This window comes from Pseudomonas kielensis (assembly GCF_014236655.1).
Taxonomy (GTDB): domain Bacteria; phylum Pseudomonadota; class Gammaproteobacteria; order Pseudomonadales; family Pseudomonadaceae; genus Aquipseudomonas; species Aquipseudomonas kielensis.
In genome coordinates this window covers 33,564-45,842 of record NZ_JACMYG010000031.1, presented here as the reverse complement: position 1 = coordinate 45,842, position 12,279 = coordinate 33,564, and the positions used below count along the sequence as shown (strand labels likewise).

18 protein-coding genes are annotated in these 12,279 nt (G+C 53.0%); 14 read left to right on the top strand and 4 right to left on the bottom strand.

What is annotated here, in order from left to right; genetic code table 11:
* Position 1 precedes the first annotated feature (1 nt).
* The 14 genes from H7995_RS23120 (at position 2) to H7995_RS23055 (ending at position 9,046) form a co-directional block, all read left to right on the top strand.
* Positions 2–250 (top strand): hypothetical protein, encoded by a 249-nt coding sequence (locus H7995_RS23120; RefSeq protein WP_185818958.1) that lies wholly within the window; start codon positions 2–4, stop codon positions 248–250.
* A 147-nt stretch (positions 251–397) separates the two neighbouring features.
* The gene (locus H7995_RS23115) at positions 398–637 is read left to right on the top strand and encodes a hypothetical protein (RefSeq protein WP_185818957.1); all 240 of its coding nucleotides are present in this window, start codon (positions 398–400) and stop codon (positions 635–637) included.
* A gap of 9 nt (positions 638–646) precedes the next feature.
* Positions 647–1,378, top strand: a complete 732-nt coding sequence (locus H7995_RS23110; RefSeq protein WP_185818956.1) for a hypothetical protein — start codon at positions 647–649, stop codon at positions 1,376–1,378.
* A 2-nt stretch (positions 1,379–1,380) separates the two neighbouring features.
* Positions 1,381–1,641 (top strand): hypothetical protein, encoded by a 261-nt coding sequence (locus tag H7995_RS23105; protein WP_185818955.1) that lies wholly within the window; start codon positions 1,381–1,383, stop codon positions 1,639–1,641.
* A gap of 101 nt (positions 1,642–1,742) precedes the next feature.
* Positions 1,743–2,579, top strand: coding sequence for a signal peptidase I (gene lepB, locus H7995_RS23100; RefSeq protein WP_185818954.1), 837 nt, complete (start codon positions 1,743–1,745; stop codon positions 2,577–2,579).
* A gap of 119 nt (positions 2,580–2,698) precedes the next feature.
* Positions 2,699–3,235, top strand: a complete 537-nt coding sequence (locus H7995_RS23095; protein ID WP_185818953.1) for a hypothetical protein — start codon at positions 2,699–2,701, stop codon at positions 3,233–3,235.
* 218 nt (positions 3,236–3,453) lie between these two features.
* Positions 3,454–3,705: a hypothetical protein gene (locus H7995_RS23090; protein ID WP_185818952.1), complete on the top strand. Its 252-nt coding sequence runs from the start codon at positions 3,454–3,456 to the stop codon at positions 3,703–3,705.
* Between the two features lies 1 nt (position 3,706).
* Positions 3,707–4,330, top strand: coding sequence for a hypothetical protein (locus H7995_RS23085; RefSeq protein WP_185818951.1), 624 nt, complete (start codon positions 3,707–3,709; stop codon positions 4,328–4,330).
* A gap of 114 nt (positions 4,331–4,444) precedes the next feature.
* The gene (locus H7995_RS23080) at positions 4,445–5,077 is read left to right on the top strand and encodes a hypothetical protein (protein ID WP_185818950.1); all 633 of its coding nucleotides are present in this window, start codon (positions 4,445–4,447) and stop codon (positions 5,075–5,077) included.
* Positions 5,078–5,104: 27 nt separating this feature from the next.
* A complete protein-coding gene (locus H7995_RS28325; RefSeq protein WP_206684720.1) occupies positions 5,105–6,427 on the top strand; it encodes a phiTE_072 family protein in 1,323 nt (440 codons plus the stop codon).
* 19 nt (positions 6,428–6,446) lie between these two features.
* Entirely contained in the window at positions 6,447–6,860 is a 414-nt protein-coding gene (locus tag H7995_RS23070; protein ID WP_185818949.1) for a hypothetical protein, read from the top strand.
* Positions 6,861–7,212: 352 nt separating this feature from the next.
* On the top strand, positions 7,213–7,989 hold the full coding sequence (locus tag H7995_RS23065) for a hypothetical protein (protein ID WP_185818948.1): 777 nt from the start codon (positions 7,213–7,215) through the stop codon (positions 7,987–7,989).
* Between the two features lie 21 nt (positions 7,990–8,010).
* Positions 8,011–8,682, top strand: a complete 672-nt coding sequence (locus H7995_RS23060) for a helix-turn-helix domain-containing protein (RefSeq protein WP_244647810.1) — start codon at positions 8,011–8,013, stop codon at positions 8,680–8,682.
* Positions 8,675–9,046: a hypothetical protein gene (locus H7995_RS23055; RefSeq protein WP_185818947.1), complete on the top strand. Its 372-nt coding sequence runs from the start codon at positions 8,675–8,677 to the stop codon at positions 9,044–9,046. Before H7995_RS23060 ends, H7995_RS23055 begins: the two co-directional genes overlap by 8 nt.
* Before the next feature lie 41 nt (positions 9,047–9,087).
* On the opposite strand, the gene H7995_RS23050 is transcribed toward H7995_RS23055, so the two are convergent.
* From H7995_RS23050 to H7995_RS23035, 4 genes are all read right to left on the bottom strand, one after another.
* Positions 9,088–10,101, bottom strand: a complete 1,014-nt coding sequence (locus tag H7995_RS23050) for a ParB/RepB/Spo0J family partition protein (protein ID WP_185818946.1) — start codon at positions 10,099–10,101, stop codon at positions 9,088–9,090.
* Positions 10,102–10,264: 163 nt separating this feature from the next.
* Positions 10,265–11,062: a hypothetical protein gene (locus tag H7995_RS23045; RefSeq protein WP_185818945.1), complete on the bottom strand. Its 798-nt coding sequence runs from the start codon at positions 11,060–11,062 to the stop codon at positions 10,265–10,267.
* Positions 11,063–11,191: 129 nt separating this feature from the next.
* On the bottom strand, positions 11,192–11,599 hold the full coding sequence (locus H7995_RS23040; RefSeq protein WP_185818944.1) for a hypothetical protein: 408 nt from the start codon (positions 11,597–11,599) through the stop codon (positions 11,192–11,194).
* 60 nt (positions 11,600–11,659) lie between these two features.
* Positions 11,660–12,190, bottom strand: a complete 531-nt coding sequence (locus H7995_RS23035; RefSeq protein ID WP_185818943.1) for a site-2 protease family protein — start codon at positions 12,188–12,190, stop codon at positions 11,660–11,662.
* Positions 12,191–12,279 lie beyond the last annotated feature (89 nt).

The following is a 12,279-nucleotide window of genomic DNA, read 5'->3' as shown; positions in this document are numbered from 1 at the left end:
TATGACACTTACCCCGGATATTGTTGCTCGCATCTTTGTTGTTGTCCTTGCCATCATCTTTTCGATCGCATACAAGCGCCGCAAGGCCCTTTTCACTGTGAAAAATACCTCGGGAGACTCCCAGGCCGCACTTCTCGATGGCTTCGTATCCCGTGAGATCCGGGACACCAACCTTCAGCTGTGGCTCTGTGGCGGGCTTGGTTCGTTCGCTTTGGCCTACTGCATTTACTCAATCATGGCTGCGGCCTGACACATTCCGCGCTGACCAGTTGGGCCCCCTAGCTGATGAGCTGGGGCTCTTTTCTAAAATCTTCTTTGTTACTGAGTGGTTTGAATCACGCCCCGACGAGCATTCTCTGCATACGTGTCGTGGATCGAATCACTGGAGGAATCGATAGTGAACCTATTTAATTGGGCGAACCGTACGTTGTGGCTGATCGGGCAGCCATCTGCCGGATTTGCTTTGGCTGCGTTTGTATTTGTGTGGTTGAAAATTGGCTACATCGGCCTGTTCGCTGCTGTGTCATGCATTGTGCTGCTGTTGGTGACGATCGTTTATTGCCAGGTGTTGAAGCACTTCCATCGGAAGGTCTCCAAGGCGAAACAGCCAGGCCGTGCTGGTTCTGGATTGAACTGAGGAGCCGGCATGGTGAAGCCCCAAGCGCTGCGCGGGTTCCTGCGCAGAGACCGAGATGAAAGCGGGTTCTTTAACGGCATACCATTGCTTCACGGCGCCGTTCAGTCAGTCTCTGTTGGTGAAGGGTTTATCGCTCGATTCTGCTTGTCAGAAGACGTTTTTTGCGGTGGTTCCGTCTGCGAAGGCCGAGCGCTTTCTGCGTTGCTCTGTAGGCCTGGCGATGCTGTCCCTGTCGCCGTTTTGGATGCCACAGTGCTCTCGAGAGGCACCGGTCGCGGTATGGGGATTTCTGACTCATGCGACCTCCTAAGTGAATCCCTTAATAAAATTGTTAGCGACTTGTCTAGTACGAGCGTGGATGATTTGTTTTGTGCCGTATATAACGGAGGAATACTTTTTCTGAACCGTTTGGAAGTCAGGTCAGACTGCAATCACCTCGGAATAAGCCACAGATTTTTTAATGCTCTCACTGAATCCGTTAGTCAGTGTGTAGACCTTTCACTCTACGCCCTTCAACCATTCCCTTTGCAGTATGGGTATTGCGAGCCAGATACGGAAAGCCCGGAATATGAAGCATTCTGGGAGTCGTACAGCTCTGATGTAGAAAAGTTATCGAATTTCTACTGTTACGAGTTTGGTTGCAAGAGCGCGTCACCTGGCACAGGGTTGCTCATCAATGCTTTTCCTGGCTGGAAACTCAATATTGATCGTTTTGGCTGGTCAGTCGTACGTTCGGAGTGAATATGCTTACAGGTCAAACACCGATTAAAGGTGTCAGATACAAGGTGCAGTTGCTCTTAAATGGCTGGGTATTGGCGGCTTTGTTGTGGTGTATTGGCGCTGGCATTAAATCTGTTGATGATAATATTTTAAATGGTTGGATATCCCGTGTTGGCACCTATTTTGTTTACGCTGGCTGGGCGTGCGGTCTGATTTCGCTAGTAATTTTTCTGGTGTTAATGGGAGTTCATATTCACGCACTGCGTACAGGGAGAATCCTGTGAGCCTGTTTCTATCAGGACTGGGTCTTACGGCTATCGCCCCTGTTCTGTGTCGTAAGTCATGTATGGCTCGCGGACCTCAGTGGGTATACACGTTGGGATGCATGGCGGCAGTCCTGGGGCCCTATTTCCTACTGTGTACCTTCGTCGATATGCACACAATCCTCCTTCTGTGCATAACAGTTGGAGCTCCCTTTTGGGTTGTCGAGCGTGTTCGAGCCGCCCGCGGCAAGATCCGGTTTACCCAGGGGGTTATCGCATTCGCGGTGGAGCTTGTGCCGATTGCCGTGCTGCTCTTTGTGGTTAGGTCATTCGTGGCAGAGGGCTATGTTGTGCCGTCCTCTTCAATGCGTCCTAATCTCGCCGTTGGAAACCTTGTTTTGGTCGACAAGATCACCTACGGACTACGATATCCGCTATCCAACAAGTTGTTTCTTGAAGTTTCCTCGCCGCAGCGGGCCGATGTTCTCGTATTCCGCTTTCCTCTGGATAGAAGTAAGCCGTACATTAAGCGAGTGATCGGGATTCCGGGTGACCTAATTGAATATAGAGAAGGGGAACTGTACGTCAATAGTGTGAGAATCCTTGAGGAGGACGTCGAACGGTACGAGTATGTCGATGAAACATCAGGGGCGCCAAAGTTAGTCATGTCAGCGACTGAAGAATTGGCAGGTAATCGATTTAAAATATTGCGTGACACCCATGCACGTGAGCTTGGACGCGGCACCGATTTTCCGAATATCCCGGGCTGTGAGCGGAATGAAGTGGGGTTGAAGTGCCTAGTTCCGAACGACTCCTTTTTTGTTCTCGGCGATAACCGTGGAAATAGCCTAGATAGTCGATATTGGGGGTTTGTTTCAGGACGCGACATAATTGGTAGAGCACTATATTCCGTATCACTCAACAAAATGAATTTCAAGTTTGTACGAATCTCTAACTGACAGCAGCGCATCAAGGAAGGTGGAGTGATGGAAAACGAAAAAATATATATTCATGTGGCTCATTACCCTGTTGCAAGGCTTACGCAAGAGTCTTGCATCCATCTTTCAGGAGAATGAATATGAGCTTTCATGAATTGGCATTGCTGTACGCACAAGCCGCATCCGCACCGGTTGACGCACGCGGCTGTTTGTTGAGCGGGGTCGGAGATTTTACGGCCGGTTCCGTGCGAGACGAGGTGTTGGTTACAATCGAAGAGATGAATCGCTCGGCTGTTATCACGGACCTCATTGTTGTCCAGGGCACGCCGCTGACCGCGTATGTTGTCGTCGGTCTTGAGGACGGTGCAGCAGGTACTGAGGTGATCGTGAAGGGTGTGTGTTTCGACGCGGTATCCGCGATGGCATTGGCTGAGTCCACTGCGGGTGAAATGTGCGACTCGATTAATCGTGATCTCAAGCGGGAAATGGGTCAGGATTTTCACCCAGTAGGATTAACGCACCTGAAGCAGCGCTCAATTGCCATCGCCAGCCCGGAAACCGGCTGTCTGGCATCAGTAGAAATTCAAACGACGACAAGCCTTACCAGCGAAAATGGCTCAGGCAGCTTCTTCATTGGAACTCAACTCGGGACTCAAGCCCGCCCAGCAATCCTGTAACTGCGACCACGGCCACCCTTGCATCGCGAGGGTGGTTTTTTTCGTTTGGCTTCCAGGGACTTTCTCGCGAAGCGTCCTTTCAGCCAACGCCAGCGATCCTAAACCGTACAAATCCTGTGGGCGGGCCGAAATGATAAAGATACTGGAAGGTTTGGTTTTTCCTCTGATTGGTTGGGTGTATATTGGTACACGTTACGAATCATAAAAGGGCTTATCCGATGGATAGCAATGCTACTCGCCGTTTGATCATGAAAGTTGTGACTGCCCTTGTGGTGCTTGTCGTGGCCCTCATCTCTCTGATGGCCACTCGCGCAGGACTACTCGATCTCTCTCCGAGAAACATTTTCATGGGGATGTTTGTGTTGATCGTCGGCGGTGCCTTGTTGAATATGTTGCAGGCCTTCATCTCGAGCGACAGTTCAGCCAAGCAGGACGAACCTATGGCGGCTGAACCAGACCGGGGGAATTGATATGTTTGGCGTTTCTGAAATCGCATCGGTTGCTGACGAGCCGGTTCGCAACCTTACCTCCAGGAGCAAGTTTTTCGCTACAGCCCCGGCCGGTTTAAGCAACGCCCAGTGGGCTGAGGTGATGGATTTGTTCCGCCTGGAACAGGGCTGGTCCGATACCCAATTGAGCAAGCGTATCGGTATCAGTATTTCCATGATTCGGCAGTGCCGAATCCTTATGCGTCCGTTACCCCCAGCTGCCAGAGTACGTATCCTTTCTGCAATGGGTGTTGAGATGAATCTCTCATCCCTCATCGCAGCGCTGCCATCCGCTGTCAAAGAGGCCGTCGTCGCAGCTGACGGCCAATCTTCCTTTGTTCGCAGAACGCTTATTTACGGCTTCTTTGATCGCCTCGATGCGGGTGAGACGACTGAAGTCCTTGCTGGGTTTTTTGATGGCCTGGCAGCGATTGCCGGCGTTGAACTGGCCGGGCTTGCAGAGCGTTTAGGGTTGTCACTGAGCGAACTGACTGATCTTCGCGAAGGGCAGAGGCCAATTCCATTTCTGGTGAAGGTGGCCATCACCGAATCGTTCACCGCACAAGACATGGGACCTTTGATTCTGTCCCTTCTCCCAACTGCTTGAATTCGCTTTGCCGATTGACTTCTTTCGATCATAGATTAAGTATACGTGTTATGAATCCTTGCGATGCAAGGCGCGTATCTAACCATGAGCACTCTGGTGCGAAAGGAGATCTTGATGAGCAACGCCCATATTTCTTCTATGACCAAAAGGCTGTGCGGTCACATCGACATGTACAGCTTTAGCAGCAAGGGCCGCAGTGGGCGCCGTAGTGACACCTTGTACGCAACCGCCACTGTTTGTGGTGAGTGTCGAGCAAGGCTTGGGCGATTGGTCGAGCATCCTGATACTGGCTTCTTCCCGGTAGCCCTTCCAGCACTCGCCGGGCGTGAAAACGCGGTTAGCTGGGCGAAGGACATCCGGCTCAAGACTTTGAGGAAATTAGGGCCAGTAATGGCTCAACTCAAGAAGAGTCAGGACCCGCTGGCGACGGCGGCTTTTGCGGCCTACGAAATGCTCTTCAAAATTCCAACCGCCCTTTTTTGGATTGAAAACCGCGAACTTCCGTTCGATTCCGCATGGGTTGTATTTGAAGTGGAGCACCTGATGCGGACTCGCCCGACGAGTACCGTGCGGCTGAGCGGCAGCTCCGCGTTTGTTTACTGGTCCCAGGCTGATTGCTCGGTTATTGCCGCCGCCAAGGTAGCGGCTAGCGCAGTAATAGGCATTGACGTCGTACCAGAAGCGCAAACTGTTTTTGAAACTCAGCCCCCCTCGCCGCCATCGACCTCTCAATCCATTTTTCTATAGCACTCTCCCTCACTCAGGAGGTTCACCATGCAGGTTGAGGCATCAACGATCCAAAAACTCGAGATTACAGGCGCGGATGCGCTCGATCCTGTGACGTGTATCTTGCAAGATTTAGGGCGGTACCGCGGTAGCCTTACAGTTACCTGCTTTGGGCGAAGCTGGAGCCATCAGTGGAACAACACCGGTGCCAACTCAATCGCTGAATTCGTTGCCTGGCAGAACGCTGAATATTTGGCATCAGCACTGGCACCGATGATGAGGCAGACGGTATACGACGAGTCTCTGCTTGTGGCCTATGCCAAACGTGTCGTCGTGGAGCGGCGTCTCGGCATCAGTCTCGATTACGATTCTCTCGAGAAGGATGAAGCTCGCCGGCTCTACAACGCTTGCGAAAGCTTACGTGGTTATATGGCTTTTGAATCGCTGCCCTCAATTCTCATGACTGATCTGTTCGGTGACGAGTGGTTTTACGCGGCGGGGCATGCGGAAGGACAGAATCCAGACTTCGTGTACCTCACGCGAATCAGTCAGGCCGTAATCGATGGATTAGCTCAAGTCCGCCCGGCCTGCGCGGGAAAGAATCGGTTTGGCCTCGATATGGATTACCTCAAGCGGAGGCTCAATCGTTTGATTCGTGATCTTGCCGACTTCCCACCAGATGAAGCAGCCCGCGAACTCGCCCGCATAGCACGGACGGCGGATGCCACTGTCCTGGCAGAAGATGAATTCAACCTGGGCGAGTCCGCGGCTCAAAATCACCCGTGCCGATATCACGACGGTGTGCGGCAATGCGACGGCAGTGGATTCCTTGCTGATCCGAAATTAACGTTGATATCCCCTGAACATGCGAAGCCATGCCCGTCCTGCAATACGATGTTGTGGTTGATGGATGCCAAAAATGAGGCAGGCTCCCTCGCGAAGGCCGGTACCGACGGCCTAGCGATCGAGCGCGTTTGGCTTGACGCACTGAGCACTGCATATCGAGCGAATCCAGAAGTGGTACCACGCGCCCTGAATGCGTTAGGCGCAGTCGACGTGTTGATTCCGGTGAAAGGTGAGGGGGATTCGCTTATTCGCCGTTATAACGCGCCCGAGGCCGCTGCTGAGTCCGAAAAGGACGAGGAAGCCATTAACGAGTTTTCGGTGCAGCTGAAGGTCAAGATGGCCAAGTCTCGCGCAAAGGGGCGTGATGGGTGGCACCGTAAGGATCAATGCTCAGCCATAACACTGAGCCGCATGCTGCGGGAGCACGTGGACAAGGGAGATCCGATCGATACCGGCATTTTTAGCATGATGCTTCAACAGCGCGGGGAGTGCATTGAGCTCGCCCCGGTTGCCTGTGAAGCCTAACTTCAATTGTAGAGATTTCATGATGATTAAACAGCTTCAGTGGTCGGCCATCCTATGCGGTTGCCTGTTCTGGGCGAACGCTCAAGCGGTTGAAATGACCTTGTCGTCGAACGCGACCGACATTCCCCAAGGCCAGATCAAGGACACGATCGTTTCAAACCTTCCTACGGCCGTTTCCCAGCTTGGGAGCGACTACCAGTTGTTCGCGATCGTCGAGACCGGCGACTACATGCCTGGCCAGCGGCTCTACAGCTACTCGGTGACCCTTCACCGGAAAGTGATTGAGTCAGGTACAGGAAAAACCTACTGGGTGCCTACTGGAGGGATTCGTGGCCACGGTGTCGCCCAGGAGAGCGAGACGGTGCTGACCAATTTGAAATCAGACGTTATCGCCGGTGCCAAGGCAGGGTCCTTCAAATTGGACCAGATGTAGTTATTGATCCGGATGAAATCTGATGGAAAGCTCTTGGGGAAGCTTATACCTGTGACTTCGAACGGATCTTGGCTGTGATACCCGGTGGCGATCGGGCCAGGTGCTTTTTCGAACTCGCAGAACGAAGGGGACGAATTAATAACTGACGGCATTGCCCCCCAGAGGTTTGCTGGCGAGGCAGACCCTGTTCTTCAGCGTCAGATTCTCTGGACTAAACCACGAGTGCATCGAGTTGAGTTCTTCTTTCAGCGTGACAAGAACGTCTTGAAAGGGTGTAATGCATTAGGCGTACGTTTACGCGTTATGTATCTTAAACATCATTCTAACAAGCAAGCTTGGCGTTGGAGCTCATATGTACAAACCAATGGTCTTGGCAGTGGTAACAGGGGTGCTGACGGGGCCCCTTTTGGTGTCGACATCCTACGGTTTTTCTCTGTTTCCGGAGAGCCCTCATTCAGGTACATCACCGGTGATTGCATCGGGCATGGCCATTGCCCTGGTTGCGGGGGGGTATTACTGGCTTCAACGCGTCCGCCGTTTCTCCAAAACTCAGGAACAGCGTGAACAGCGGCAGCTGAGGGCGATGGAAAAACTTGCAGTCCGCATAGAGGAGGCTGAACGCACGTTGTTCAAGAGCAACTACTTGACCCACGCGACCAGGACAGAACTTCGACATGCTCTGGACGCGATATCTACAGATACCGTTCGCGCCATCGGCAATCTTCGCCGGCATCAGGACCTCACAGACTCAGTTTTCCGAAAATTGATGTCCCGGTCTGATGAACTGTTCGACACCCTTGAAAGCTCAATGACAACCGTACTACCGGAGAGTGAGGAGGGGAGTGAGCCGTTACTGATGCCCCGGCGGTCCAATCCGTTGCCGCTCCCGAAACCTCAATCACGGCCACAGAACGCATTGAGCTCATTGGAGCCAATCCCTCTTCAAGCAGCAACCATCCCCATGCCGGCAAAGGTGCAGCCCAAAGGCGCAAATGCCGATGACGCATCGAAACTGACCTTGCCCGATATGGGCATGACTACCATGTTGCTGGGGGGCGGTAGGTTTTACGCAGCCGATGACCAGGTCAACGAGCTCGCGGGCAGTGCTGTTGATGGCAGTGCGGATTGATCGACCTTACTTGGACGATTTATGTCGACTGATATCCCGTTGAAAATAGGGCCTCGACCAAACCCGCTACCGGTACGAGCCGTACGTCGTCACTCCGATCCCGAGATGCAGGGAATCACCCGGGATCACCGGGTCGCCACTCCATCAGATGCTGGTTGGCGTGTTCGGTTGATGAAGGATGGCCAATTCGTCGCCGATCGCCATTTCCGCGACCAGGCTTACGGCGGTCCACAGCGTGCCAAGAAGGCTGCACGCTGCTACCGCGACGATATGGTCAAGGAGCACGGTATCGTCCTAACCGTCGCAAGCGAGGGCGATCTGGCAGTATTGCGCCGGGTTGCTGGTCTAACCCAGCGTGAACTTGCCCAAGTCCTACGGGTGTCCAGTGCCCAAGTTGCTAAATGGGAGCGTGGGGCTGTGCCTGCCGCCGTATTGTCGTTAACCGGCGCCTTGCTGTCGCGACAAGTCTCTTCCCCCTCAACCGACATTTCAGGGGATGATATTCGTCGTATTCGAACCCAGGTCCTGAAGTGGACTCAGCAACAACTGGCCGCAGAGCTTGATCGCGCTTACGCGGCCGTCGGGCATTGGGAGCGAGGAGGGCGGCAAGCACCAGGTTGGGTGCTGGTCTATCTACAGGCGGTCAACGATGGGTGGAACAGAGAGCACAGTACGGAGAGCAACAGTGCCTGACGAAGTGGTAATCAAGGCTGTAACGCAATGGTATTCAGAAAAACCCATGAAGATGCTGTTGCCCCTTTTCTTTGCCGATGGCACACGTCTCGATCAATTAGAAATCGATTGCGCCCAATGCGCCCGGGTTCTGCGTGCACAGCATCAACGAGGTATGGTCTGCATGGTCATGGCAGATACCTACAGGCTCAAAGGCCTGGCAGCGTGCGATCAGTGCCGCAGCTTCACTCGTTTTTCGTTTTTGTGTTCGGGTGCCGATGGAGTGGTCACTGTGGAATGGAAGAAGGGTGAAAGCGTAGTACGGACACAGGTCAGGGCTACCTGGTTGATGAGACTGGCTACCTGGCTTTCCAGGCGGACATGAAAAAGCCCCTACAGTGGATACTGTAGGGGCTGCAACAACACTTATACCTCTGCTTGCTTGAGGTTTAGCTCAGGTTCATCCGTAGGATTATCTGCGTTCAACTGGGCCTCAGCTTCTTCCGCTTTCTTGAATTGCTCCAAGATCGCTTCTAGTTTCTGTTGGTTCTCAGGGGACAGCTGGCTGAACGCCTTGTCTTTTTTGATATCGTCGATCGCCGCTTTCATCGCCGGCGCCGCAGCAGTAACAGCCTTCTTGATCACCTTCCCCGGAACAAAGCGTGGCATTAGCTTTGTCTTGCCGGCGGCTCTCGATCGTGCCAGCGATTGTTCGATGACTTCCAAGGCTTTAGGGCCGTGATCTTTCAGCAGTTCTATAGCGTGCGTGAAAGAAATAAGGTCGTCGCGAACATAGTTCGCGATTTCGGCCGGGCCGTTCATCAAAAGCAAACAATCACTCACTTGCGATGGCCAGAGTTCAAGCCTCAAACCAATCATGGCGTGATCGTCAGGGTGCCAGCGGCTCATACGCTTACACACGATGGCATTTTCGTATGAGGAGAGAGGATCCCCGCTATTTCCGGTTGCCAGATCTTCAGTCAGATCCTGCTCGGATATCGCGTCTTTTACGACTATACATGGAACAGTCTTGATCGGTTTTCCAGCAGCAATAACTGCTAGAACAGCTTCGAGGCGTCGGTGGCCACGTTTCAATTTGAACGAGGTTTTTCCATCACCTTCATCAGTAACGAAGACACTCAACGGGCTGTCTTTGGAAAACCCAAATTCCATCATGTTTTGTTTGAGAATCTCCACCTTCTCGGCGTACTTAGCGTTCTTAACCCGAACGTTGTAGCCGGGGATTACCTCTATGCACCGTGGGTCGATGTTCCAGAGGTCGCTGGAGCCGAATTTCAGTATCGGAACCTCTTCTGCCTCAACAACATCCCGATTTCCGTTGGCCATCGCTTTCTTGATACTGCCCGGGAAAATTTGCAGCCGGAAGTCCAGGTCCATCTGATGCTCAGCTTCAGTTTGTTGCACGGTGATAGCGTCCATCGGAATATCTCCAAAAGTCAAAAATCGTTGAACTTGCTTTCGGTGATGCTAGACAGGAGCATGTAAGCGGTGTCTTGCCCCCGGCCACGATGGTGGGCATAGAGCAGAAAGATTCAACGGCGCGCTGATCATAACAGAAGTATTGCTACGTGTTATGTATCCTTTAAATCGATTCTGGGATAATCGCTATGCGCCAAGCCGTTGGCCTCAAGACGGTGTCGCTCGTATCCAGCTCGAGGAGCTCGGTAGTTGGTAACAGTTGAACATCCAAGAAGCTGTTTACCGCCTGCTCAACGTCTGGCTCACTTGACCGGTTTGCATGCGGGCCGATGGCCACCCGGACGGTACCCGTCACCAGGATGAGCTGGGAACCACCGCCGCAATGGCCGCGATGAACTACCTTGAGGTCGGTGATCCGCCCATCGACGAGTGCCAAGTCTTGCAGACCAGCCATGAGCGCCGGCTCGACGAGTAGAGCGGTGATCTGTTCCGACCAGTCATCATTGGGGGACAAGGTGCTTTTCACGGATACAAATTTGATGAACCCGGCCTCGAATGTCCGCCACTGGAGTAACGGCGGTAGCGTACCTTGCTTCGACGACCATACCGGTCGATGACTCACCAAGATCTTGTGTGCTGCGCGTGGATTAGGCGCTACGGAGGACCAATGCTGATCTATCTCCGAACGTGTTTTGGCGATGATCCAATCCGAACGGAACGCCCACATTTCTAGGGTGGATGACTGCTCGATACCGAAAAGAGCGCAATTTTGTTGTGCATGCGCCAGCGCTGGCCCCTCGACGATATCCCCGGGCCATTCGAACCTCTCCAAATCCTTCAGCTTGCGCCCGCCATGCCAGAACGAAAGATCAATGACCACCTGTGGTAGCCAGGCTACGCCGCTCTCGCAAACACTGGGCTGCTGAGTGTCGAGGGTAGGAATGTGCTGCGGGCTGAGCATGGTCAACTCCTTGTCAGAATATCTCCGAATATTAACATGCGACAATACGCCATCAGTATCCGAAAAGACGAAAACAGTATGTTCGGTGCAAAAAAAAACCGCCTGCGGATGCAGGCGGCGGGTGGATGGTTAATGGGATTGCAGGGCTGGCACAGGGGCCGGCAGCAGTTCTTCGAGGCTGGAACCATTTAGGGCATCGCGCAGCATTGTTGCGATGGTTTCTTGCGTTGTGCCGGTGGAGGCGGCGGAAATGCAGGTTGAATAAGCGAAAAGCAATCGATCGGCCACAATGGCGATGTCTGCTTCCGTGGGCGTTTTAACAGCGTTGAAATTTCCGCTGCCATCCCCGAGTCCCGTTTCAAAGGCGGCGACGTTGGCGCAGTACATGGGATCACAGATTCCACGAACCTCGAAGCGTGTGCAGAAGGCTTCCGCAAAGGTGCGAAGGTGTTGCGGTATTACAGCATCGCGAAAGGCTTCCTCGAAGAAGCCTGGGCGTGTTTTTTGGGGGGATTGTGCTACGGAAGGGGTGTTCATTTGTCGATCTCCTGAGGGGTTACTTGCCACAGGAGAGGTCGCACAGCGGAATGTAATTGGTTAGAGCACCAGGGTAATCAAAACTATCGTCGAAATTCCGATGCCCAGGAGCACTTTGCGGTTGCGGTCGTCGATGTGGATCCCACGCTGCTTTAGAAAGTGCTCCGCAATGGTCCAACCATCCAGTGGAGGCAGGGGGATGATGTTCGTGACCGCCAGAAGAATCGAACCCTGTGCGGCAACCAGCGTCTGCCAGTTAGGAAACAAGTAATAAACGCCAAAAAACAGAATGCCGGTGAGGGCCGAGATAAGCGGGCCTCCGGCCGCAATGATCGCTCTCTGGCGAGAAGACGCCTTTTCGTAGTCCGTGCTTACCACGTAGGCCCAAAGCGGTATCAAGCCGACCTCGTGAATGATCCCTGACTTCCGGAATGAAAAGAGTTTCACCCCGCCGATGATCAATTTGTCGGGCTTGATTCCCATCTTCTGCATCGGTATCAAGTGACCTGATTCGTGTATGAGTAACAAGAAAACGAGCATCAGCCAGATAACAGCAAAGGCCGCGATGAACATCCCGATGGTCAGCAACATAGCTGTTTTGTCCCCGATATCAATAAGCCATGATTCTTTAGCATCGCTCTGCTTCCTACAAGGAAAACATGCTCCTAAAGAGTCACTAT

Coding starts and splice junctions, on each gene's coding strand:
- H7995_RS23120 (WP_185818958.1), top strand. CDS start 2: ATGACACTTACCCCGGATATTGTTGCTCGCATCTTTGTTGTTGTCCTT.
- H7995_RS23110 (WP_185818956.1), top strand. CDS start 647: ATGGTGAAGCCCCAAGCGCTGCGCGGGTTCCTGCGCAGAGACCGAGAT.
- H7995_RS23105 (WP_185818955.1), top strand. CDS start 1,381: ATGCTTACAGGTCAAACACCGATTAAAGGTGTCAGATACAAGGTGCAG.
- lepB (WP_185818954.1), top strand. CDS start 1,743: ATGGCGGCAGTCCTGGGGCCCTATTTCCTACTGTGTACCTTCGTCGAT.
- H7995_RS23095 (WP_185818953.1), top strand. CDS start 2,699: ATGAGCTTTCATGAATTGGCATTGCTGTACGCACAAGCCGCATCCGCA.
- H7995_RS23090 (WP_185818952.1), top strand. CDS start 3,454: ATGGATAGCAATGCTACTCGCCGTTTGATCATGAAAGTTGTGACTGCC.
- H7995_RS23085 (WP_185818951.1), top strand. CDS start 3,707: ATGTTTGGCGTTTCTGAAATCGCATCGGTTGCTGACGAGCCGGTTCGC.
- H7995_RS23080 (WP_185818950.1), top strand. CDS start 4,445: ATGAGCAACGCCCATATTTCTTCTATGACCAAAAGGCTGTGCGGTCAC.
- H7995_RS28325 (WP_206684720.1), top strand. CDS start 5,105: ATGCAGGTTGAGGCATCAACGATCCAAAAACTCGAGATTACAGGCGCG.
- H7995_RS23070 (WP_185818949.1), top strand. CDS start 6,447: ATGATGATTAAACAGCTTCAGTGGTCGGCCATCCTATGCGGTTGCCTG.
- H7995_RS23065 (WP_185818948.1), top strand. CDS start 7,213: ATGTACAAACCAATGGTCTTGGCAGTGGTAACAGGGGTGCTGACGGGG.
- H7995_RS23060 (WP_244647810.1), top strand. CDS start 8,011: ATGTCGACTGATATCCCGTTGAAAATAGGGCCTCGACCAAACCCGCTA.
- H7995_RS23050 (WP_185818946.1), bottom strand. CDS start 10,101: ATGGACGCTATCACCGTGCAACAAACTGAAGCTGAGCATCAGATGGAC.
- H7995_RS23045 (WP_185818945.1), bottom strand. CDS start 11,062: ATGCTCAGCCCGCAGCACATTCCTACCCTCGACACTCAGCAGCCCAGT.
- H7995_RS23040 (WP_185818944.1), bottom strand. CDS start 11,599: ATGAACACCCCTTCCGTAGCACAATCCCCCCAAAAAACACGCCCAGGC.
- H7995_RS23035 (WP_185818943.1), bottom strand. CDS start 12,190: ATGTTGCTGACCATCGGGATGTTCATCGCGGCCTTTGCTGTTATCTGG.